Genomic DNA, 21,826 nt, shown 5'->3' on the forward strand with positions numbered 1-21,826 from the left:
CCGTCGGCCCGGCCCCGCCTGGGTGGCGGGACCGGGCCGACGTCCGGGTACGCGGTGCGGATCAGCTCTCGCCGGACTCCGCGGGCTGCGTGGCGGCCGCGGCCGTCTTCCGGGTGCGGCGCGCCTTCGGCTTCGCCTCGTCCGGCGCCTCGGCGGCCTGTGCCGGGATACCGGCGGCGGCCTCGGCCGGGTCCGCGGCCTGGGTGGCCTTGCGGGTGCGGCGGCGGGGCTTGGCCTCGGTGCCTTCGGCGCTGTCGGCGACGGCCTTGGCGGCGGCGGTCTTGCGGGTGCGCCGGGGCTTGGCCTCGACCGCTTCCTCGGCGGCCGCCACGGGCTCGGCGGTGGCGGCCTTGCGGGTGCGGCGGCGCGGCTTGGTCTCCGTGCCCTCGGCCGTGTCGGCGACGGCCTCCGCCTTGGCGGCGGCCGTCTTCCGGGTGCGCCGGGGCTTGGGCTCGACCGCTTCCGTCTCCGGTGCGGCCTGTGCCGGGATACCGGCGGCGGCCTCGGCCGGCTCCGCGGCCTGGGTGGCCTTGCGGGTGCGGCGGCGGGGCTTGGCCTCGGTGCCTTCGGCGCTGTCGGCGACGGCCTCGGCCTTGGCGGCGGCCGTCTTCCGGGTGCGGCGGGGCTTGGCCTCGGTGGTCTCCGGGGCCTGGGTGGCCCCGGCCGCCTCGACGGGCTCGGCGGTGGCGGCCTTGCGGGTGCGGCGGCGCGGCTTGGTCTCCGTGCCCTCGGCCGTGTCGGCGGCGGCCTCCGCCTCGGTGGCGACCGCTTCCGTCTTGGTGACGGCTTCCGCCTTGGTGACGGCCTCCGTCTTGGTGGCGGCCGTCTTGCGCGTGCGGCGCGGCTTGGTCTCCACGGGTGCCTCGACAAGCGGGGCCTCGACGACCGCCGTGGCGGTGGCCGCGGGCTCGGTCGCGGGCGTGGTCTCCAGCGGAGCGGCCGGCGCCTCGGCCGACTTGCGGGTGCGGCGGCGACGCGGCTTGGCCGGGGCCTCCACGACCTCCGCGGCCTGAGCCACGTCGGTGACCTCGGAGACCGCGACCGCGCTGTCCTCGGCGGCCTGCGCGACCGGGGCGTCGGCCGTGGCGGCCTGCGCCGGACGGCGCGACGGCTCCCCGCCACGCGTACGCCGGCGGCGGCGCGGCGTGCGGGGCGCACCGGCCTCGTCCGTGCCCGTGGCGCCGTCGGCACCGCCGGTCACGGCCTCGGTCGCGGCGCTCGCGGAGGTGTCCGCGTCCACCGGAGCCCCGCCACGCATCCGGCGGCGGCGACGCGGCGTCTCCCGGGAGGGACGCTCGCGCTCGGCGGAGCGGGACTCGTCCCGGCCGCCACGGCCACCGCGGGTACGGCCACCGCGGCCGCCCGGCTCGCCCAGGTCCTCCAGCACCTCGGCGTCGAGCCCGGCGCGGGTGCGCTCCGAGCGCGGCAGCACACCCTTGGTGCCCTCGGGGATACCGAGGTCGGTGTACAGGTGCGGGGAGGTGGAGTACGTCTCCGGCGGGTCGTTGAAGCCCAGGTCCAACGCCTTGTTGATCAGCTGCCAGCGGGGGATGTCGTCCCAGTCGACCAGCGTGATCGCCGTACCCTTGGCGCCCGCGCGGCCGGTGCGGCCGATGCGGTGCAGGTACGTCTTCTCCTCTTCCGGCGACTGGTAGTTGACGACGTGCGTCACGCCCTCGACGTCGATGCCGCGGGCGGCCACGTCGGTGCAGACGAGCACGTCCACCTTGCCGTTGCGGAAGGCGCGCAGGGCCTGCTCGCGGGCGCCCTGGCCGAGGTCGCCGTGGACCGCGCCGGAGGCGAAACCGCGCTGCTTGAGCTGGTCGGCCAGGTCGGCCGCCGTGCGCTTGGTGCGGCAGAAGACCATGGCCAGTCCCCGGCCGTCGGCCTGCAGTATGCGCGCCACCATCTCGGGCTTGTCCATGTTGTGCGCGCGGTAGATGAACTGCTTCGTGTTCGCGACCGTCGCGCCCGCGTCGTCCGGCGAGGTGGCGCGGATGTGCGTGGGCTGCGACATGTAGCGGCGGGCGAGTCCGATGACCGCGCCCGGCATGGTCGCCGAGAACAGCATGGTCTGGCGCCGCGTCGGCAGCATGTTGATGATCTTCTCGACGTCGGGCAGGAAGCCCAGGTCGAGCATCTCGTCGGCCTCGTCGAGGACCAGGCACTTGACGTGCTTCAGGCTGAGCTTCTTCTGGCCCGCGAGGTCCAGCAGGCGGCCCGGGGTGCCGACGATCACGTCGACGCCCTTCTTCAGGGCCTCGACCTGCGGCTCGTAGGCCCGGCCGCCGTAGATCGCGGTGACGCGCACGTTGCGGACCTTGCCGGCGGTCAGGAGGTCGTTGGTGACCTGCTGGCACAGCTCGCGCGTCGGGACGACCACGAGGGCCTGCGGGGCGTCGGTCAGGGCCTCGGGCGCGGCGCGGCCCGCCTCGATGTCCGCGGGGACGGTGACGCGCTCGAGGAGCGGAAGGCCGAAGCCCAGCGTCTTGCCGGTGCCGGTCTTGGCCTGGCCGATGACGTCCGTGCCCGAGAGGGCCACGGGGAGGGTCATCTCCTGGATGGGGAAGGGGTTGATGATGCCGACGGCTTCGAGGGCTTCGGCGGTCTCGGGGAGGATCCCGAGGGATCGGAACGTCGTAGTCAGGGTGCTGCCTCTTCTGTGTACGTGGTGCGAGGCGAGCGCGCGGGTCTTGACGGATCGTGTCGGGGACGTCGGCTGCCCGTACGGGTGAGCCGTAGGACACGGGACCTCTGTCGACGCTCCAGCGCTCGTACCACTGAGGGTCCCCCTCCGGAATCCGTACGCACTGTGGCGTACGGCAGGGAGGGCTGTCGGGTCGGAGCCGATCGGGCCACCGACCGGGCATCCTCATGCGTGCGGCCCGACGACGATGTCACGTACCCGTACGTCACATACTCGGCAGGCGCATTACCACCATACCCCGGATTCGCGCACATGCGATGGCCGAATTGGTCACGTAGTCGTCGTCACACTGACTGACCAGGGCCTTACCGTTGTCGAAGAGCGGGCTATTGTGCGCTGCATGACGAGCTCTGACAAGCCTGGCACCGCCGCAGACGCCCCCGCCGAAACCACCGGAGCAGCCGAAGCCACCGGCCCCACCGGAGTGGCCGCCCGGGACTGGGCGTCGGCCGCGGCCGACCCGCAGTACCGCGCCGCCGTCGTGGACCTGCTCGGCGCGCTCGCGTACGGCGAGCTGGCGGCGTTCGAGCGGCTGGCGGAGGACGCCAAGCTGGCGCCCACGCTGGCGGACAAGGCGGAGCTGGCGAAGATGGCGTCGGCGGAGTTCCACCACTTCGAGCGGCTGCGCGACCGGCTCGCGGAGATCGGCGAGGAGCCGACCGCGGCGATGGAGCCGTTCGTGGCCGCCTACGACGGCTTCCACAAGCAGACGGACCCCTCGGACTGGCTGGAGGGACTCGTCAAGGCCTACGTCGGCGACTCCATCGCCAGCGACTTCTACCGGGAGGTCGCGGCCCGCCTCGACGCGGACACCCGTGAGCTGGTGCTGGCCGTGCTCGACGACACCGGGCACGCCGGTTTCGCCGTGGAGAAGGTCCGTGCGGCGATCGACGCCGACCCGCGCGTGGGCGGGCGGCTCGCGCTGTGGGCGCGGCGGCTGATGGGCGAGGCCCTCTCGCAGTCCCAGCGGGTGGTGGCCGACCGGGACGCGCTGTCGACCATGCTCGTGGGCGGTGTCGCGGACGGCTTCGACCTGGCCGAGGTCGGCCGGATGTTCTCCCGGATCACCGAGGCGCACACCAAGCGGATGGCGGCGCTGGGCCTGGCGGCCTGACCGCTGCCGGCTCCCTGACCGCTGCCGGCTCGGGCCCGCCCGGACCTCGGCGGCCGGTCAGGCGGTCGCCGAGCTGCGGCGGAGTCTTCCCGCGGGGCGCAGCAGCAGTGACAGCGAGGCCGCGGAGAGCGCGGCCGAGCCGAGGAGCACCAGCAGCAGGCCGCCGGCGCCCAGCGCGGTGTGCGTGACGAACGCCCCGAAGAGCGCTCCGGCGATGCCCGTCGGCAGGACCAGGATCCGGTCGGGGAGGCGGTGCGGCAGGCGATGGACGGCCGCCCATGCCAGGGCGAGTCCGAGGATCGCGGCGCTGAGCGCTTCCAAGAGCATGTCGGGGTCCCTCCCACACGGCCGGCCTGCCCGAACGGTCACAGCCGTCTTACCCCTGACCTGCGGAATACAACCCTCCCCCTGTGGGTGAACTGTGCTCCACCCGTGAACGGGAGGACTGCGTCGACTCCGCGGAAACGGGAGGGGCCCGGCGGTGACACGCACCGCCGGGCCCCTCCCGCGACTTCGTCCGTCGTCCCGCTTTCGGGCTACAGCGCGCCGAAGCCCACCTTGCGCGGGGACGGCTCGCCGATCTCGACGTAGGCGAGCCGGTCGGCCGGCACCAGGACCTTGCGGCCGTGTTCGTCCACGAGGCTCAGCAGCTGCGACTTGCCGGCCAGTGCCTCGGCCACCACACTCTCGACTTCCTCGGCACTCTGACCGCTCTCCAGAACGATCTCGCGGGGCGCGTGCTGCACGCCGATCTTGACCTCCACGGCTATGTCCCTCCGACGGTCAGTGAAGTGCGCGATCTTCCGCGCCGTACCCAGCACACATTAGCCCGGTGAGGGGACGTACACGGTGCGTCCGAGAACGCCAGGAGCGAACAACGGGCGGGAACAGACCCGTCGCGCGCCCCTCACGTCGTGCCGGTCAGTGCTGGTCGGTGCCGTGCAGCGGGAAGCCGGCGATGCCCCGCCAGGCCAGCGAGGTCAGCAGCTGCACCGCCTGGTCGCGCGGCACGCTGCGGTCGCTGTGCAGCCAGGAGCGGGCCACCACCTGGGCGAGGCCGCCGAGACCGGAGGCAAGCAGCATCGACTCGGCGCGCGAGAGGCCGGTGTCCTCGGCGATCACGTCGCAGATCGCCTCGGCGCACTCGTTCGTGACCTTGTCGACGCGCTCGCGCACGGCGGGCTCGTTGGTCAGGTCCGACTCGAAGACCAGGCGGAAGGCGCCGCCGTCGTCCTCGACGTACGCGAAGTACGCGTCCATCGTCGCCCGGACGCGCTGCTTGTTGTCGGTCGTCGAGGCGAGCGCGCTCCGCACGGACTGGATCAGCGCCTCGCAGTGCTGGTCCAGCAGGGCGAGGTAGAGGTCGAGCTTGCCCGGGAAGTGCTGGTAGAGCACGGGCTTGCTGACGCCGGCCCGCTCGGCGATGTCGTCCATCGCGGCCGAGTGGTAGCCCTGCGCCACGAACACTTCCTGTGCGGCACCCAGCAGCTGGTTGCGTCGGGCTCGGCGGGGAAGGCGTGTGCCCCGCGGGCGTACCGCCTCTGTCTGCTCGATGGCTGTCACGCCGCCTCCCATAGTCGTCCTCGTGCGGTGTGCGCCGCGTCGTCATCGTACTTTTCGGTAACCGTGGTGTGTGTGCTGCGAGCGCAGAATTTCACGGACCGGACGGTGCCGAAAGCCGTACAACAGGTTTCAAAAGGGTCCAGGCCGGGCAGGAATGCGCCTTCCTTCCGTTCGACACTCAGCGGTAGTCGTCCTCGTCGCTGGAGACGACACGGGCCTGTTCGGCCAGGTCGGCCTCGTTTGCGCGGTCGGTGTCGGCGCCGGTGAGCGGTTCGTCGTGCTCCGGCGCGAGGTCCGCCTGCTGCTCGGCGGCATCGGCGTCGGGTGCCTCGACATCGATTTCCTCGGGGCTCGGTGTCTCGGCGTCGAAGGTCTCGGGATCGGTCGGGTCGACGGTCATGATGGGCTCCCTTCGTACGAACGGCCCCGCGGATGCGGGGGCCACATGCGGGTGCCCACTCCACGAGCCTAGGAGACACCCGATCCGGACGCCATGCGTCGTGCAATCCGTCCCGTCCGGTCCGTCCGTCCTCTCCGCCCGTCCCGGTACCCGGCTCTCCGCCGCCTGTGACTGCCGACACACGGGTTGCGGCGTGATCGTCTCGTAACATTGCCGCATGCCTTCGACCGAGCCGTACTCCGAGCCGCCCACCGCGCCGCCGGCGAACGTGCTGCCGAAGGTCGGATCCGTCAAGGTCGCCGACGGCGAGCGGCTCCGGTCGGTCCACCTGCCCGGTATGACCCTGACGGTGCGCTCCAGGCGACCGCTCCGCGACGGCCTGCCGCCCGCCCTGTACGTCCACGGCCTGGGCGGCTCCTCCCAGAACTGGTCGGCGCTGATGCCGCTGCTGGACGGCGTCGTCGAGAGCGAGGCGCTCGACCTGCCCGGCTTCGGCGACTCCCCGCCGCCGGACGACGGCGACTACTCGGTCACCGGCCACGCCCGCGCGGTCGTCCGGCACCTCGACGCGTCCGGGCGCGGTCCGGTACACCTCTTCGGCAACTCGCTCGGCGGCGCCGTCGCCACGCGGGTCGCCGCGGCCCGGCCCGACCTGGTGCGCACCCTGACCTTGATCTCGCCCGCGCTGCCCGAGATCCGCGTGCAGCGCAGCGCCGTGCCCACGGGGCTGCTGGCCCTGCCGGGGGTGGTGACGCTCTTCTCGCGCCTCACCCGGGAGTGGACCGCGGAGCAGCGGGTCCGCGGGGTGACGGCGCTCTGCTACGGGGATCCGGGACAGGTGTCGCCGGAGGGCTTCCGCAACGCCGTCGAGGAGATGGAGCGGCGGCTGCGGCTGCCGTACTTCTGGGACGCGATGGCGCGTTCCGCCCGCGGGATCGTGAACGCGTACACGGTGGGTGGCCAGTACGGTCTGTGGCGACAGGCCGAACGGGTTCTCGCACCGACCCTGCTGGTCTACGGTGGACGCGACCAACTCGTCGGCTACCGCATGGCCCGGCGGGCCGTCCGCGCCTTCCGTGACTCCCGGCTGCTGACCCTGCCGGACGCGGGTCACGTGGCGATGATGGAATACCCGGAGACCGTGGCCACGGCCTTCCGCGAGCTCCTCGCGGACACCGAGCGGCCGACGGTCGGCGAGCGGACCGACGGGATCGTCGACGACGAACCCGCCAACCAGAGCACAGGAGGCTGAGGCGCGACGTGGGACGCCACAGCCGCCGTGGACCCGCCCCGAAGGCCGGCGCCGCGGACACCGCCAAGGCGCGGGGTGGGCCCAGCGGTGCCCAGAGTGGGCCCCAGGGGCAACCGGGTCCGGGGCGAGGTACTGATCCACGGTTCCCGGACGGCACGCCCGCCCATGGCCACCCGACGCTTCCGGGCGGCGGCGGCCCGGCGCGCGGTTACCCGGGTGCGCAGGGCGCCCCGGGGGGTACGTCCGGGTACGGGGGCCCGCGTTTCGCCGAGGGCACTCCGGCGCAGGGGGCGCCCGGGTTCCCCGGCGGCACGCCCGCCCACGGGATGCCCAGGTTCCCCGACGGCACGCCCGCGCACGGCGTCCCGAGGTTCTCCGACGGCACTCCGGCCCATGGTGTGCCGCGCGTCCGGGGCGGTCATCCCGAGCAGCGTGAAGCAGGCGGCGGCTGGGGCGAGTTGAACGGCCGCGGGGCGGCTCCCGACCGGTTCACCCGGCCGGGTCCGTCCCTCCCGCGGCAGCGGCAGGCGCCTCAGGGCGGGCCGCGCCAGGACTACCTGGACGCCTTCACCGAGGACGACGACGTCTTCGCCGCCCGTCCTCCGCGCCGTACGCCCGCCCCCGCGCCGTCCGCCGACCCGTACGCCTCCGTCACCGACTGGAGCGCGGACGGCGGCGGCCGCCTCCGCGCGGACGCGGGACCGGGCGTGGACGGCGGCGGCGACGACGCCCCGCCCACCGGCAAGCCCGCGCCCGCCAAGGGCGGCAAGGGCAGGACCTTCACCGGCATCGCGGCGGCCGCCGTCACCACCGTGCTCGCGGTGGTCGTGGCCGGGCAGGTCGCCGACGGGGCGGACGGAGACGGCGGTACGCGGTCGCAGTCGGCCGCAGGCCAGGCCCGCGACGCCCGCGACCCCGCCTCCCGCGACGACGAACGGCCGACACCCTCCGCGCCCGAGGCCGCCGCACCCCTGACCTACGAGCAGAAGCTCGGCAAGAGGTACCCGCTCAGCCCCGAGCTCAAGGCGTCGGGGAAGTTCGACGCGATCCCCGGCATCGCCAAGGCGCCCGGCAAGGGGCAGAAGTACACCTACCGTGTCGACGTCGAACAGGGGCTCGGCCTCGACGGCGACCTCTTCGCGGAGGCCGTGCAGAAGACCCTCAACGACGAGCGGAGCTGGGCCCACGACGGCGCCCGCACCTTCGAGCGCATCCACTCGGGGCAGCCCGACTTCGTGATCACGCTGGCCAGCCCCGGCACCACCGCCGACTGGTGCGCCAAGTCCGGCCTGGACACGACCGAGGACAACGTCTCCTGCGACTCCGCCGCCACCGAACGCGTGATGATCAACGCCTACCGGTGGGCGCAGGGCGCGGAGCCCTACGGTGACGCGATGCTCGCCTACCGCCAGATGCTGATCAACCACGAGGTCGGCCACCGCCTCGGCTTCAACCACGTCACCTGCGACAAGGACGGCGAACTCGCCCCGGTCATGCAGCAGCAGACCAAGTTCGTCGACCACGACGGCATCGACTGCCGCCCCAACGCCTGGGCCTTCCCGAAGGGCTGACCGGGCTTGGCCGAAGTGTCACGCGTGGTGACCTCCTGATCTCTTAGCGCGACGGAACGCGCCCCGCACGAGAAAGTTACGACCGTTCACCCCTTTTGGTGGCGCGACGGACAACCGTCCATCGCGCCACCGCCTTGTCCGCATACGTTCGTCCCGCTGCGAGCCGCCGGGCCAACGGCGGCTCCCCAGACGGGAGATCGGGGGTGCGCGCGTGCGCATCGGACTGCTTACGGAGGGTGGCTATCCGTATGTGAGCGGTGAGGCCGGGCTCTGGTGCGACCGGCTCGTGCGCGGGCTGGATCGGCACGAGTTCGACGTCTACGCGCTCAGCCGCAGCGAGCACCAGGAGGCCGAGGGGTGGGTGCCGCTGCCGCCGCAGGTCAGCCGGGTGCGCACCGCCTCGCTGTGGGAGGCCGAGGACGACGGGATCGTGCTCGGACGGCGCGCGCGCCGGCGCTTCGCCGACTGCTACGGCGAGTTCGCCACGGCCTTGTGCACGACCGCACCCGGAGATCCGTCCGCGGTCTCCGAGGTGGCGTCGGCCCTAGAGGCGGACCGTTTCGCCAGCGCGCTGTACGGCCTCGCCGAACTCGCCCGCGACGAGGGCGGGCTGCCCGCCGCGCTCCGGTCGGACATCGCCGTGCGCGCCCTGGAACGCGCCTGTCGCGCGCCCGGCGCCCACCGCTCCGCACGCGAGGCGCGCGTCCCCGATCTGCTCGCCGTCGCCGCGCGCCTCGAGCGCGCCCTGCGCCCCCTGTCGCTCGACTGGTACGAGGACGACGGCCTCGGCGCCGTGGACCTGTGCCACGCGGCCTCCGGCGGCCCGGCCGCCCTGCCCGGTCTGCTCGCCCGCCACTTCCACGACGTGCCCCTGCTGGTGACCGAGTACGGGGTCCGGCTGCGCTCGCACTACCTCACGGAACCCGACGCCCCGCCGTCCACACGGACCCTGCTCGCCGCGTTCCACGGGCGGCTGGCCGCCGAGACCTACCGGCGCGCGGCCGTGATCACGCCCGGCAACACGCACGCCCGCCGCTGGCAGGAACGCTGCGGTGCCGACCGTGCCAAGCTCCGCACGGTCCACCCGGGCATGGACGCCGCGCCCTTCGCCGAGGTGGGGGAGTCGCCGGAGTGCGCCGATCCGCAGACCCTCGTCTGGGTCGGCCGCGTGGAGCCGGCGAAGGACCTGGTCTCGCTGCTGCACGCCTTCGCGGAGATCCGCAGGGCCGAGCCCGGGGCGCGCCTGAGGATCGTCGGCGCGCCGTCCGGCCCCGAGGGCGCGGCCTACCTCGCCCACTGCAAGGGCCTGGCCGCACAGCTCTTCCCCGACGAGGCCGACGGTCCGCACGCCGTCGGCCGCAACCCGGTCTCCTTCGAGGAGACCGGCGGACCGGAACTGCCGTCCCGCTCCGACGCGTACGCCTCCGCCGCCCTGGTGGTGCTCTCCAGCGTCGTCGAGGGGTTCCCGGCCGGGCTGGTCGAGGCCATGTTCTGCGGTCGCGCGACCGTGTCCACGGACGTCGGCGCGGTGGTGGAAGCCATCGGCGGCACCGGACTCGTCGTGCCCCCGCGCAATCCGCGGGCGCTCGCCGAGGCGTGCGTCGCCCTGCTGCGCGACCCCGAGCGCCGCGAGCGCCTCGGAGCCGCCGCGCGCGCCCGCGCACTGGAGCTGTTCACCGTCGAGCAGAACGTCGCGGCATTTCACGGCATTTACCTGGAGATCCTCTCGCGCACACCGGTACGACGCGTCCTCCTCGACGACACGGGCGCACCCCTGCCGTTCGGCGTACCGGCCGAGGCCCACGTCCCGGGCCGGTGGGCCGACCCCGCGGCCCGGATCGCCGTCCGCGGCGGCCCGGGCTGGGCGACGGACACACCCGTCGCGGCCGCGACCCCCGTCTCCGCCGCGCCCGAGGGAGCGTCCCGATGAGCGGCCTCGGCGAACTGGACCGGCCCGAGACGCCCCGCACTCCGGGGGCCTGGGACGAACCCTCACGCCGGTCCCTGACGGACGTCGGTGGCGACGAGGGCGGGACGGACGAGAGCGGGAGCCGTGACGCGGGCACGGCGGCGTCCTCGCGGGACCGGCAGTCGCCCACCCGCGCCCGCCGGTCCAACGCGGACCCCGTCAAGGCCCTGATGCACCACCACCGCGACCTGTGCGAACGCGCCGTGGACCCGCTGGAGATCGCGGCCGGCCTGGAGGCGCACGGCGTCACCGACCGGACCGCCGCCCGCTTCCGGCACCGGGACGTCTTCTCCCTCGCGGAGGAGATGTACGCCCGCGTCCCGCGCGACGACGACCCGGCGCCGCGCCCCACGGACCCGCCGGCCCCGAGGGTCCGCGCGGCCTGGCTCGTGCTCGCCCTGCTGCCCGGCGTCCTGTGCGCCGCCACCGTGGCCGGCCTGCGCCTCACCGACGGCCGGCCACGCCTGATCGCGGCCGCCGCCGGCGCCCTCGCCGTGACGCTGGCGCTGCGCGCGGCACTGCGCCGAGGGCCGCTGGGCGCCGCCACCCGCACCACCGGTACCTGGACCTGCTGGCTGGTCGGCTACGCCCTCCTCGGCGACGGACTCCTGCGCACCGCCCTCGCCGGCGGCCCCGACGCCCTGCCGGACGGCACGGCCGACGGGGCGTGGCCCCTCACCGCCGCCCCCGTCGTGGCGCTCACGCTGTCGTGCGCGCCCGCCGCGGTCTGCGCCCACCTCTTCGCCGTGCGCGCCCGGCGCAAACTGGCGTCCAGCCGCGGCCTCGCCGACTTCTCCGCCTCCGTACGTCCCCTCCTGCTCGGCACGTTCGCCCTGTACATGGGCGTTCTGACCGCTCTGCTCACGCTGACCGGCGCGGTCCTGGACGAGCCCGCGGCCCACCCTCAGGGCCTCGCCCTGGGCGCCCTGCTGCTGCTCGCCCGGCTGCTCACCGTGCACGGCCACGCCCACTCCGCCACGCTCGTCCTCACCGCCACGGCCGCCGCCGAGGGAGCCGCCCTGGCCACGCTCTTCGCCGGCCGCCTCCCCGGCTGTGACTTCCTGGCCGTGCCCGTGGATGCCTTGGTGGCCGTCTGCGGCCCGGCCGGCGTGCCCACGGCGGCCTGCGGCCTCGGCGCGCTGACCCTCCTGGTGCACGCGTCCCGTCGCCTGACCAGGGCGTCCGCCCACGCCCACGCCCATGCCGACGCAGCGACGGACCGGCCGGGATGAGCGCGCCCCGGGCAGCCCTCCACACGTCCGCAAACACCCCCTGAAGGAGCCCCCAGATGACCACCTCCCGACCCGACGCCTCGGCACCGGGAGCCGTCCGATGAGAGTCCTGCTGATCGGAGCCAACGGCTACATCGGACGCTTCGTCGCCGACCGCCTCCTCGCCGACCCGGCCGTCCAGCTCACCGCTCTCGGCCGCGGCGACGACGCCGACGTCCGCTTCGACCTCGCCACCGGCAGCCCCGGCGCCCTCACCCGCTTCCTGGACGCGGTCCACCCCGGTGTCGTCGTCAACTGCGCGGGCGCCACCCGGGGCGGCGCCCGCGAACTCACCCGGCACAACACCGTCGCAGTCGCCACCGTCTGCGAGGCCCTGCGCCGCAGCGGGTGCGGCGCCCGGCTGGTGCAGGTCGGCTGCAGCGCGGAGTACGGGCCCAGCCAGCCCGGCTCCTCCACCGCCGAGGACGCCGTGCCCCGCCCCGGCGGCCCCTACGGGGTGAGCAAACTCGCCGCGACCGAGCTGGTCCTCGGCTCCGGCCTGGACGCCGTCGTCCTCCGCGTCTTCTCACCCGCGGGACCCGGCACCCCCGCCGGCTCCCCGCTGGGCCGCCTCGCCGAGGCCATGCGCCGCGCTATGCAGTCCGGCGACGGTGAGCTGCGGCTCGGCGGCCTCGGTGCCCAGCGCGACTTCATCGACGTCCGCGACGTCGCCCGCGCCGTGCACGCCGCCTCGCTCTCCGCCGCCCAGGGCGTCATCAACATCGGCTCCGGCCGCGCCGTCCGCCTGCGCGACGCCGCGGCCACCCTCGCCCGGGTGGCCGGCTACGGCGGTGCCCTGCACGAACTCGACGGACCCCCCGGCGCGCTGCGGCCCACCATCGGCCATCCCCGCACAGAATCCGCCGGGCACCGCGTCGACGCCCTGGGCCACCACCGCGCCGACACCCTCGGCCACCACCGTTCGGAAGCGCTCGGGCACCGCGGCGACCGCGCCGACACCGAGCACGCCGCGCCGGTCGCCTACCCCTACCCGGACGGCTGCGGCAGCTGGCAGCAGGCCGATGTGCGCACCGCGCGCGACCGGCTCGGCTGGCGGCCCCGGATCGGTCTCGAAGAGTCCCTCGCGGACATCTGGATGGAGGCGGCATGTCGTATCTGACCCGTACGAGGACGGGCACCGCGAGCACCGGCATACGGACCGGCCTCGGCGTCCCCGGGCTGGCCCACCCCCTCGTCGCCCCCGACGAGTGGGCCGGCCTCACGTGCCCCGGCACACCCCTGCACTGGGTCGTCCTCAACATCGCCGACGGCCCCGGCGCCCACCCCGACCCGCGCTGCCTGGAGGCCGCCGGGCGCCTGCGCAACGCGGGCGTGCGCGTCCTCGGCCACGTCGACGCCGCGTACGGGGCGCGAAGCCTCGGCGATCAGATCTCCGAGGCCCACCGGTATCTCGACTGGTACCAGGTCGACGGCTTCCTGCTGGACCGCTGCCCGTCCGAACGGGCCGCCCTCCCCGAGATCCGCCGCACCGTCGGCACACTCCGCGTGATCCGTGACGACGCTCACATCGTCCTCGGCCACGGCACCCACCCCTACCCCGGCTACGCCGAGAACGCCGACCAACTCGTCACCTTCTCCGGCACCTGGGCCGACTACCGCTGGTCGCAGGCGGCAGAGTGGAGCGCCGACTATCCGCCCGAGCGCTTCTGCCACTTCGTCCACGGCGTGCCGCGCGGGCACCTGGAGGAGGCGCTGCGCATCGCCCGCTGGCAGGGTGCCGCGACGATCTACTTCACCGATCGCACGGACCTGGGCGGCCGGGTGGACCCCTGGGAGACGATGCCCGGCTACTGGGACGAAATCGTCTCGCGGGTCGGGACGGGTGTCTCGGAATGAAAAAGGCCATGGCAGTGTTACTGGCAGAGCAACCGTAATCACTGACCGACCAACGGAGTCCCCGTGTCGCTGCCACCCCTGGTCGAGCCGGCCGCCGAGCTCACCGTAGACGAGGTCCGCAGGTACTCCCGCCACCTGATCATCCCCGACGTGGGGATGGACGGGCAGAAGCGGCTGAAGAACGCCAAGGTGCTCGCCGTGGGCGCGGGCGGCCTCGGTTCGCCGACCCTGATGTACCTGGCGGCAGCCGGTGTCGGCACGCTCGGCATCGTCGAGTTCGACGAGGTCGACGAGTCCAACCTGCAGCGGCAGGTCATCCACAGCCAGGCCGACATCGGCCGCTCGAAGGCCGAGTCCGCCCGCGACACCATCAAGGGCATCAACCCGTACGTGGACGTGGTCCTTCACGAGGAGCGGCTCGAGGCCGACAACGTGATGGACATCTTCCGCGAGTACGACCTGATCGTCGACGGTACGGACAACTTCGCGACCCGCTACCTGGTCAACGACGCCTGTGTGCTGCTGAACAAGCCCTATGTCTGGGGCTCGATCTACCGCTTCGACGGCCAGGCGTCCGTCTTCTGGTCCGAGCACGGTCCGTGCTACCGCTGCCTCTACCCGGAGCCCCCGCCCCCCGGCATGGTCCCCTCCTGCGCCGAGGGCGGCGTCCTGGGCGTGCTGTGCGCGTCCATCGGCTCCATCCAGACCAACGAGGCCATCAAGCTCCTCGCGGGCATCGGCGAGCCGCTGGTCGGCCGCCTGATGATCTACGACGCCCTGGAGATGCAGTACCGCCAGGTCAAGGTCCGCAAGGACCCCGACTGCGCGGTCTGCGGTGAGAACCCGACCGTCACCGAACTCATCGACTACGAGGCCTTCTGCGGCGTCGTGTCCGAGGAGGCCCAGGCGGCGGCCGCCGACTCCACGATCACTCCCAAGCAGCTCAAGGAGTGGATGGACGACGGCGAGAACATCGAGCTGATCGACGTCCGCGAGCCGAACGAGTTCGAGATCGTCTCCATCCCGGGCGCCAGGCTGATCCCGAAGAACGAGTTCCTCATGGGCTCCGCCCTGGAGAGCCTGCCGCAGGACAAGAAGATCGTCTTGAATTGCAAGACGGGTGTCCGCAGTGCGGAAGTCCTGGCGGTCCTGAAGTCCGCCGGCTTCTCGGACGCCGTGCACGTCGGCGGCGGCGTGATCGGCTGGGTCAACCAGATCGAGCCGGCGAAGCCGGTCTACTGACCCAAGCCGGTCCACCGACCGAGGCTCGTCCCGCGGCCGGCGGGGGTTTCGCGCACCAAGGGTGCCCGAAGCCCCCGCCGTCCTCATGAGCAGACCTTGCCGTCCTCGGGCACCGTCCCCTTCAGCAGGTAGGCGTCCACCGCGGAGTCGACACAGTCGCTCCCGCTCCCGTACGCCCCGTGCCCCTCGCCCTTCCAGGTGAGCATCACGCCGACGCCCTCGCCCAGCTCGTCCGCCATCCTGCGGGCACCCTCGTAGGGCGTGGCCGGGTCGCCGGTGTTGCCGACCACCAGGATCGGGGCCGCGCCGGCCGCGCTCACCTCCGGGGTCTCGTGCTGTCCGGGAACGGGCCAGTCGTGACACCAGCCGGCCGTGTCCCAGCCCAGGAAGGCTCCGAAGACCGGCGAGACCTCCTCGAACCTCGGCAGCAGCGCCTTCGTCTCCTCCACGGTCGGCCGCTGCTTGTCGTCCAGGCACGATATGACCCGTTGGGAGTGGGTCGTCGTGCCGTAGCGGCCCGAGTCGTCCCGTTCGTTGTAGCCGTCGGCGAGGGCGAGCAGCTCCGATCCGTCGCCGTCCTCGGCCGCCGCAAGCGCGCTGGTCAGCGTCGGCCAACTGGTCTTGCTGTAGAGCGGCAGCACGATGCCGGTGAGCGCCAGCGTCTGCGTCAGCTTCCGTCCCGGCGACGACGTCGGCAGGGGCTCCGCGTCCAGCCGCTCCAGCAGGGCGGTGATCTTCCGCGACCCCTGCCGGGGTTCCTGCCCGGTCGACTTCAGGTAGTCGTCGAGCGCCCGCTGGAAGCCCCTGGCCTGGTTCTCGGCGTGGCCCATCGTGTCGGCGCCCGGGTCCACGACGGCGTCGAGGATCATGCGGCCCACCCGCTTCGGGAACAGGTGGGCGTACACCCCGCCCAGTTCGGTGCCGTACGAGATGCCGAAGTAGTGCATCTTCTCGTCGCCCAGGACATGGCGCATCAGGTCCATGTCGCGGGCCGTGTCCGTGGTCGAGACGTGCGCCATCAGCTTGCCGGCGGCCTTCTGGCAGCCCTTGCCGAAGTCGGCCGCGTCCTTCAGATACGCCTGTTCCTCGGTCGCGGTGTCCGGCGTGGAGTCCACCGTCTCGGCCGCATCGATCGCCTCGTCGCCGCGGCAGCGGACACCCTCGCTGGCGGCCACCCCGCGTGGGTCCCAGCTCACCAGGTCGTACCGCTCGTGCAGCGAGGAGACGCTCTCGCCGTAGGACGGCATCATGGAGACGCCGGATCCGCCCGGGCCGCCGAAGTTGAACAACAGGGAGCCGACGCGCTGTTCGCCCTTGGCCTCGGCCCGGATCAGCGCGAGGTCGATGGTCTCGCCGTCCGGGTCGGACCAGTCCAGCGGCGCCTTGAGTGTGGCGCACCGCCAGTCGCCGCCCGGTGCGGGGGAGTCGGCGGTGCCCTCGCAGCGGCCCCAGTCCAGCGACTGGGACGCCAGCGCCTCGGGCACCCCGGACGGCGCCGCCGCCGAGGGCCCCGCGCTGCTCCTGCCCCCCTCGTCCCCGTCCTCGTCGGACGAGCCGCCGCTGCAGCCCGCCGTCAGCAGTGCGGCGGCGGCCGTCAGAGCCGTCCACCGTACGAGACGCGCCATGTCCTCTCCCCCCACGCAAGCCGTCCGCGCCGTGCGGCGGATGGCGGTCATGCCATGGTAGGCGGCTCACGCAGCGTGTGCCGAAGCCTGTGGATAACGCTTTGACCTGGTGTTTTCCCGGTCCTGGGGGATGTAGCGGTCAGGGGCAGACGGTGCCGGCCGCGGGTACCTTCCCGTCCAGCAGATAGCCGTCCACCGCGTTCCGCACGCACTTGTCCTTGTTGTCGTAGGCGCCGTGCCCCTGGCCCTTGTAGGTCAGCTCCACACCGATGCCCCTGCCCAGCGCCTCGGCCATCCTCCCGGCTCCCTCGTACGGCGTCGCCGGGTCACCGGTGTTGCCGATCACCAGGATCGGCGGCGCACCCGGAGCGCTGACGTCCGGGTGGTCGGCGGCGCCGGCCACCGCCCAGTCGGTGCAGCTCAGCATGGACCAGGCCAGGAAGTCGCCGAACAGCGGTGACGCCTTCCGGAATTCGGGCAGCTTGCTCTCCACGTAGGCGGAGTCGTACCGGGGCTTGTCGTCGGCGCAGTTGATCGCGACGTTGGCGGCGGTGATGTTGCTGTACTGGCCGTTCTCGTTGCGCCCGTTCAACGAGTCCGACAGCACCATGAGGACCCGGCCGTCACCGTCGTAGGCCTGCTCCAGGCCCTCGGTGAGGTACTCCCAGAAGTCCTTCGAGTACAGCGCCTGCGCGATGCCGCCGGTCGCCGCGGTCTCGGTCAGTTCGCGGGGGAAGATGCCGGGGATCGGTTTGCGGTCCAGGTCCTTCAGCAGCCGTGCGATGCGGGACTTGACGTCGTCGGCGGTGTCCCCGATCGGGCAGTCCTCGACCTTGGACACGCAGTCCTCGGCGAAGTTGTCGAGCGCGAGCTGGAATCCCTCGGCCTGTCCGAGCGAGCCTTGTTCCGGGGTCTGCGTGGGGTCGACGACCGCGTCGAAGACGGCCCGGCCCACCCGCTTCGGGAACAGGTGGGCGTAGACGCCGCCGAGTTCGGTGCCGTAGGAGATGCCGAAGTAGTACAGCTTGTCGTCGCCGAGGACCTGGCGCATCAGGTCCATGTCGCGGGCCGCGTCGGTGGTGGGGACGTGCGGGAGGACCTTCTTCGAGTTCTTCTCGCAGGCCGCGTTGAACTTCTCCGTGTTGTCCACCAGCTCGGTGCGCTCGGCGGCGTCGTCGGGGGTGGCGTCCTGCTGGAAGTAGGTGTCGAGCTGCTTGTCGTCCAGGCATTCCACCGGGGCACTGCGGCCGACGCCGCGCGGGTCGAAGCTGACCAGGTCGTAGCGCGTGCGCAGCTTCGCGTAGTCCTGCCCGAAGGCGGGCAGTGTGGTCACGCCCGATCCGCCGGGGCCGCCGAAGTTGAAGATCAGCGAGCCGATCCGCCGGTCGGCCGCCCCGCTCGACTCGGCCCGGATCAGCGCGAGGTCGATCGTGTCGCCCTCGGGGTCGTCGTAGTCGAGGGGCGCCTTCATGGTGGCGCACTGCCACGCGTCGCCGTCCGGCAGCGGGGAGGGGGCGGCGCCACCGCCCTCGGCCTCGGACGGCGCCGGGCACTCCTTCCAGCTGAGCTTCTGCTGCGAGAGGCTCTCGTCGTCCTCTTGCGAACCGCCACCGCACCCTGCCATCAGGGCGGACAGCGTGACGGCGGTGGCGGTCAGGGCGGCGGCGCGCAGCCGGGCGGGATTCGGCATGCGTCCATCGTGCGGTCGCGCCGGGCGGTGCGCTCGGGGCAGGGGCCGTACGAGGGACGAGCGGGTTGCCGCGCGGTTTGCGGCGCGCTTCGACGCCTCGGTCAGAGCGCCTCTTTCCGCGTCAGGTGGTTGAACATCAGCCAGCCCGGCAGCACCGGCAGCCACAGGGTCAGCAGCCGGTAGAGCAGCACCGCGGGGGCGGCTACCTCCTTCGGGAGGCCGACGGCGATCAGGCCGACCGTCAGCGTCGCCTCGACCGCGCCCACACCGCCAGGCGTAGGCGCGGCGGACCCCAGGGCGTTGCCCGCGAGGAAGACGACCGCGACACTCGCCAGGCTGATCGACGTCGAATCGTCGCCGAAGGCCCGGATCGAGGCGTCCAGGCACATCACGAAGCAGGCGGTGAGCAGCAGCATGCCGCCGATGCCGGTGATCAGCTTCTGCGGCCGCTGCAGCACGTCCAGCATGCGCGGTACCACCCCGGCGAAGAGCGACCGCACGCGCGTGACGACGAATTTGCGCAGGAACGGCACCGAGGTCACCACGAGCACCAGCACCGCCACGGTCAGCAGACCCGCGATGACCGTCCGGGAAGGGGACAGCGACGGAGTCTTCTCCGTGCCGGTCAGATAGCCGAAGGCCATCAGCATCAGGATGTGGCAGCCGAGCCCGAACAACTGGGAGGCCCCGACACTCGCCACCGCGAGCCCCGGGCGCACGCCCGCGCGCTGGAGGAAGCGGGTGTTCAGTGCCACGCCGCCGACCGCCGCCGGGGCGACGATCTTCACGAAGGAGCCGGCGACCTGCGCGGCCACGGTCCGCAGGAACGGCACTCGCTCGGGCACGAAGCCCAGCAGGGCCATCGCCGCCGCGATGTAACTCGCCGCCGAGAACAGCACCGCCGCGGCCACCCAGCCCCACTGGGCGTTCGAGATCAGCGGGCCGAACTCGATGTGGGTGAGCTGCGTCAGCAGGAAGTAGGCGCCGATCGCCCCGGCGATGAAGCTGATCAGCGTGCGCGGACGCACCCGTTCCAGCCGGGCGGGCTCGACCGGAGCCTGCGGCCTGATGCGCAGCACGGCGTGCCGGATCAGGGTGAGCAGGTCCTCCTCGCGAGCCTCCTCCAGCGCCTCTTCCACGGCCCGCTTCTCGGCCCGCTGTTCCGCACGCGCGGCCTTCTTATCCGACTTGTCCGTCTTCTCGGTCTTGCCGGTCTCTTCCGTCTTGGTGAGCTGGACGCTCTTCTCGGGTGTGTCGCCCGTGTCTTCCCCGGCGGCCGCCTCGGCACGGGCCAGCTTGGCCTGCCGGGACGACTCCAGGACCGCCTCGCGCTCGCGCTCGGCGCGTTCCCGCGCGAGTCTGCGCAGCGTCGCGCGTGTGGAGCGGCTGAGCGCGATGGGCTGGAGCATCGGCAGGCAGTCCGCCACGGCGTCGGGACCGAGCACGCCCACCGCCGAGGCGACCGCGCGTTCGGCGCCCACCCGCAGGCCGAGCGTCACCAGGAGCTGCGAGATGTCCATGCGCAGCAGAAGGTCTCCGGCGGCGATCTCGCCGATCCGCAGGTCGGTGAGGATCACCGTGCCGGAACGATCCACCAGGATCGCGTCGCCCACCAGCCTGCGGTGCGCGATGCGCCGCGACTGCAACGCCTGGACCTGTTCCCAGGTGCCGCGCAGCAGCTCGTCGGTGATCTCCTCGTCCGGCAGGGAGTCGAGGGTGCGTCCTCCGGTGTGCTCGTAGACGAGCATGACCGCGTCGGGACCCAGCTCGGACGTCGCGATCAGCTTGGGGGCGTTGGCGCCGGCGCCGATCGCCGCGTAGGCGAGCAGCGCCTCCTGCTCCAGGGCCTGCCGCAGGGAGGGGAGACTGCTGCGGGTGGCGAAGCCGCGCAGCGTCAGATTGCGCCAGGCGCGGTAGAAGAAGCCCTGCGCCTGCTGCTCCCGGTCCACCACCGTCACGTCGAGTGGATGCCCGTCCTCCAGCGTGACGAAGTAGCGGCGGCCGCGGTCGCCGGTCTCCGCGCTGTCCGCCGGTGCCTCCTCGCGGGCGGCGGTCACCGGGCGGAAGCCGACGTGCCGCAGGCCCGCCATCAGCGTCCGGCCGGTGGGCCGGACGTTGGGGGAGCCGACCGCGTACAGCGTGCCGTAGGCCACGGTCCAGCCGATGAGGACGGTCAGGATGATCGAGAACGGCGTGGTGTAGCCGGTGACGAGCATCGAGAACGCGTCGAGGAGGAGCACGATCCACAGCACCGCGCGCCAGCGGGGTCTGCGGGACATGCCGACCGCGGTCATGTACGCGATGACCGGGGCCAGATAACCGTGCACGGGGTCGGTCAGCGCGTGGATGTCGCCCGGGGACGGCTGGGTGAGCGCCTCCTGGATGGACCCCGGGGCGGCCTTGGCGACCCACAGGTCCGTGGCCAGGGTCACGCCGTGTGCGAGGACCGCCGCCAGTACGCCGTCGGCGATCCGCAGCCCGTCCCGTTTGATCAGCCGTTCGATCGCGAAGGCGACCGGCACCAGGAGGATGGCGATGCTGGACGCCAACCCCGCGATCTTGATGAGCAGGTCGGGAGCCTGCCCGGTCCCCTTGTTGATGTCCTGTTCGAGGCCGGAGGTGGTGCCGTGCGCGAAGGCGGCGACGGCGAGGAGGACGGCGACGGCCAGTACGCCCACCAGCAGCCGCATGAGGTCGGAGGGGCGGTGCACGCGCGCGGGGAGGAGCGGTTCGTCGCCCTCCACTTCGTCGATGTGCGCCACGTCGTCGGGATCGGCGGCCGTGGCCGACCTGCCCGCCGTCGTACGCCGGGCGGACTTCCCGCCGCTGTCGTCCGCGGTGTCCGGGCGCGACGAAGCGTCAGAGGTGCCCTCGGCGTCCTCGGGGTGCACACCCTGCTGCTTCATCGCCTCTTCTTGCTCTCGTATCACTGGTCACCGCCCGCACGATGGTGGCATGCCGCGTCGGCCTCGGCAGGCATCAGGGTGCCCGTGCGGGCGGCACAGTCTGCCCGAAGCGCCGCGTCCGGGCGAGGGAATCGCACCCTCGGGAGCGCGTCGCGTTGTCGCAGGGGTGCGGCAGGATGGGGCGGATGAGCGAGCACAGCCTTCCGGACGGCGCCCGCGCGGAGCACGCGGACGCGCTGCCCGAGTACGCCGAGCGGGTCCTCGACGTGACCGAACTGATCCCGCCGGGCCGCGTCATGACGTACGGGGACGTCGCCGAGTACCTCGAGGAGGGGGGACCCCGTCAAGTCGGCCGCGTGATGTCCCTCTACGGGGGAGGTGTCCCCTGGTGGCGTGTCGTCCGCGCGGACGGGGCGCTGCTCGCCGGGCACGAACTGGAGGCCCTCGACCGCTACCGGGACGAGGGCACGCCCCTGAAGGAGGCGAGCAGGGCCGCGGAGGGCCATCTGCCGCGCCTCGACCTGAAGCGGGCGCGGTGGGACGGCGGCGGACGTGCGCAGGGTCACACCTGACAGCTTCCGCCATGAGACCGGTCGGCGTGTGACCTGTGATCCGGATGAGCGAAACGGGGCACACCGGGCATGTCTGTGGCATGACGT

General features: G+C 72.9%; 17 protein-coding genes. 9 read left to right on the forward strand and 8 right to left on the reverse strand.

Annotated elements, in window-relative coordinates; genetic code table 11:
* Nucleotides 1-61: 61 nt before the first annotated feature.
* Nucleotides 62-2,554, reverse strand: a complete 2,493-nt coding sequence (locus DMH12_RS15830; protein ID WP_125492217.1) for a DEAD/DEAH box helicase — start codon at nt 2,552-2,554, stop codon at nt 62-64.
* Nucleotides 2,555-3,047: 493 nt separating this feature from the next.
* Here DMH12_RS15830 and DMH12_RS15840 point away from each other — a divergent pair, with 493 nt between their 5' ends.
* Nucleotides 3,048-3,821, forward strand: a complete 774-nt coding sequence (locus tag DMH12_RS15840; RefSeq protein ID WP_125492219.1) for a ferritin-like domain-containing protein — start codon at nt 3,048-3,050, stop codon at nt 3,819-3,821.
* A 57-nt stretch (nt 3,822-3,878) separates the two neighbouring features.
* On the opposite strand, the gene DMH12_RS15845 is transcribed toward DMH12_RS15840, so the two are convergent.
* The 4 genes from DMH12_RS15845 to DMH12_RS15860 all read right to left on the reverse strand — a co-directional run bounded on the left by DMH12_RS15845 (nt 3,879) and on the right by DMH12_RS15860 (nt 5,784).
* On the reverse strand, nt 3,879-4,148 hold the full coding sequence (locus DMH12_RS15845; protein ID WP_125492220.1) for a hypothetical protein: 270 nt from the start codon (nt 4,146-4,148) through the stop codon (nt 3,879-3,881).
* Nucleotides 4,149-4,357: 209 nt separating this feature from the next.
* Nucleotides 4,358-4,585 (reverse strand): DUF3107 domain-containing protein, encoded by a 228-nt coding sequence (locus tag DMH12_RS15850; RefSeq protein WP_125492221.1) that lies wholly within the window; start codon nt 4,583-4,585, stop codon nt 4,358-4,360.
* Between the two features lie 157 nt (nt 4,586-4,742).
* On the reverse strand, nt 4,743-5,384 hold the full coding sequence (locus DMH12_RS15855) for a TetR/AcrR family transcriptional regulator (protein ID WP_031033259.1): 642 nt from the start codon (nt 5,382-5,384) through the stop codon (nt 4,743-4,745).
* A gap of 178 nt (nt 5,385-5,562) precedes the next feature.
* Nucleotides 5,563-5,784 (reverse strand): hypothetical protein, encoded by a 222-nt coding sequence (locus DMH12_RS15860; protein WP_125492222.1) that lies wholly within the window; start codon nt 5,782-5,784, stop codon nt 5,563-5,565.
* Between the two features lie 217 nt (nt 5,785-6,001).
* Here DMH12_RS15860 and DMH12_RS15865 point away from each other — a divergent pair, with 217 nt between their 5' ends.
* From DMH12_RS15865 to moeZ, 7 genes are all read left to right on the forward strand, one after another.
* A complete protein-coding gene (locus DMH12_RS15865) occupies nt 6,002-7,036 on the forward strand; it encodes an alpha/beta fold hydrolase (protein WP_125492223.1) in 1,035 nt (344 codons plus the stop codon).
* Between the two features lie 8 nt (nt 7,037-7,044).
* The gene (locus DMH12_RS15870) at nt 7,045-8,607 is read left to right on the forward strand and encodes a DUF3152 domain-containing protein (protein ID WP_125492224.1); all 1,563 of its coding nucleotides are present in this window, start codon (nt 7,045-7,047) and stop codon (nt 8,605-8,607) included.
* Nucleotides 8,608-8,818: 211 nt separating this feature from the next.
* Nucleotides 8,819-10,537, forward strand: a complete 1,719-nt coding sequence (locus DMH12_RS15875; RefSeq protein ID WP_125492225.1) for a DUF3492 domain-containing protein — start codon at nt 8,819-8,821, stop codon at nt 10,535-10,537.
* The gene (locus tag DMH12_RS15880) at nt 10,534-11,808 is read left to right on the forward strand and encodes a hypothetical protein (protein ID WP_185832341.1); all 1,275 of its coding nucleotides are present in this window, start codon (nt 10,534-10,536) and stop codon (nt 11,806-11,808) included. The genes DMH12_RS15875 and DMH12_RS15880 overlap by 4 nt, the downstream gene beginning before the upstream one ends.
* Before the next feature lie 100 nt (nt 11,809-11,908).
* Nucleotides 11,909-12,967, forward strand: coding sequence for an NAD-dependent epimerase/dehydratase family protein (locus tag DMH12_RS15885; protein WP_125492226.1), 1,059 nt, complete (start codon nt 11,909-11,911; stop codon nt 12,965-12,967).
* Complete coding sequence (locus DMH12_RS15890) at nt 12,955-13,704, forward strand: spherulation-specific family 4 protein (RefSeq protein ID WP_125492227.1); 750 nt, start codon at nt 12,955-12,957, stop codon at nt 13,702-13,704. Before DMH12_RS15885 ends, DMH12_RS15890 begins: the two co-directional genes overlap by 13 nt.
* Before the next feature lie 63 nt (nt 13,705-13,767).
* Nucleotides 13,768-14,946 carry an adenylyltransferase/sulfurtransferase MoeZ gene (gene moeZ, locus DMH12_RS15895; RefSeq protein ID WP_064729712.1) on the forward strand — a complete coding sequence of 393 codons (1,179 nt, stop codon included), beginning with the start codon at nt 13,768-13,770 and terminating at the stop codon, nt 14,944-14,946.
* Between the two features lie 83 nt (nt 14,947-15,029).
* Here moeZ and DMH12_RS15900 read toward each other — a convergent pair whose 3' ends face one another.
* From DMH12_RS15900 to DMH12_RS15910, 3 genes are all read right to left on the reverse strand, one after another.
* On the reverse strand, nt 15,030-16,571 hold the full coding sequence (locus DMH12_RS15900) for an alpha/beta hydrolase (RefSeq protein WP_125492228.1): 1,542 nt from the start codon (nt 16,569-16,571) through the stop codon (nt 15,030-15,032).
* 139 nt (nt 16,572-16,710) lie between these two features.
* A complete protein-coding gene (locus DMH12_RS15905) occupies nt 16,711-18,261 on the reverse strand; it encodes an alpha/beta hydrolase (RefSeq protein ID WP_125492229.1) in 1,551 nt (516 codons plus the stop codon).
* A 101-nt stretch (nt 18,262-18,362) separates the two neighbouring features.
* A complete protein-coding gene (locus tag DMH12_RS15910; protein WP_125492230.1) occupies nt 18,363-21,167 on the reverse strand; it encodes a lysylphosphatidylglycerol synthase transmembrane domain-containing protein in 2,805 nt (934 codons plus the stop codon).
* 185 nt (nt 21,168-21,352) lie between these two features.
* Between DMH12_RS15910 and DMH12_RS15915 the strand changes: the two genes are divergently transcribed.
* Nucleotides 21,353-21,739 carry an MGMT family protein gene (locus tag DMH12_RS15915; RefSeq protein WP_312023936.1) on the forward strand — a complete coding sequence of 129 codons (387 nt, stop codon included), beginning with the start codon at nt 21,353-21,355 and terminating at the stop codon, nt 21,737-21,739.
* Nucleotides 21,740-21,826: the final 87 nt, after the last annotated feature.

The sequence above is a fragment of the Streptomyces sp. WAC 04229 genome (assembly GCF_003947455.1).
Classification (GTDB): Bacteria; Actinomycetota; Actinomycetes; order Streptomycetales; family Streptomycetaceae; genus Streptomyces.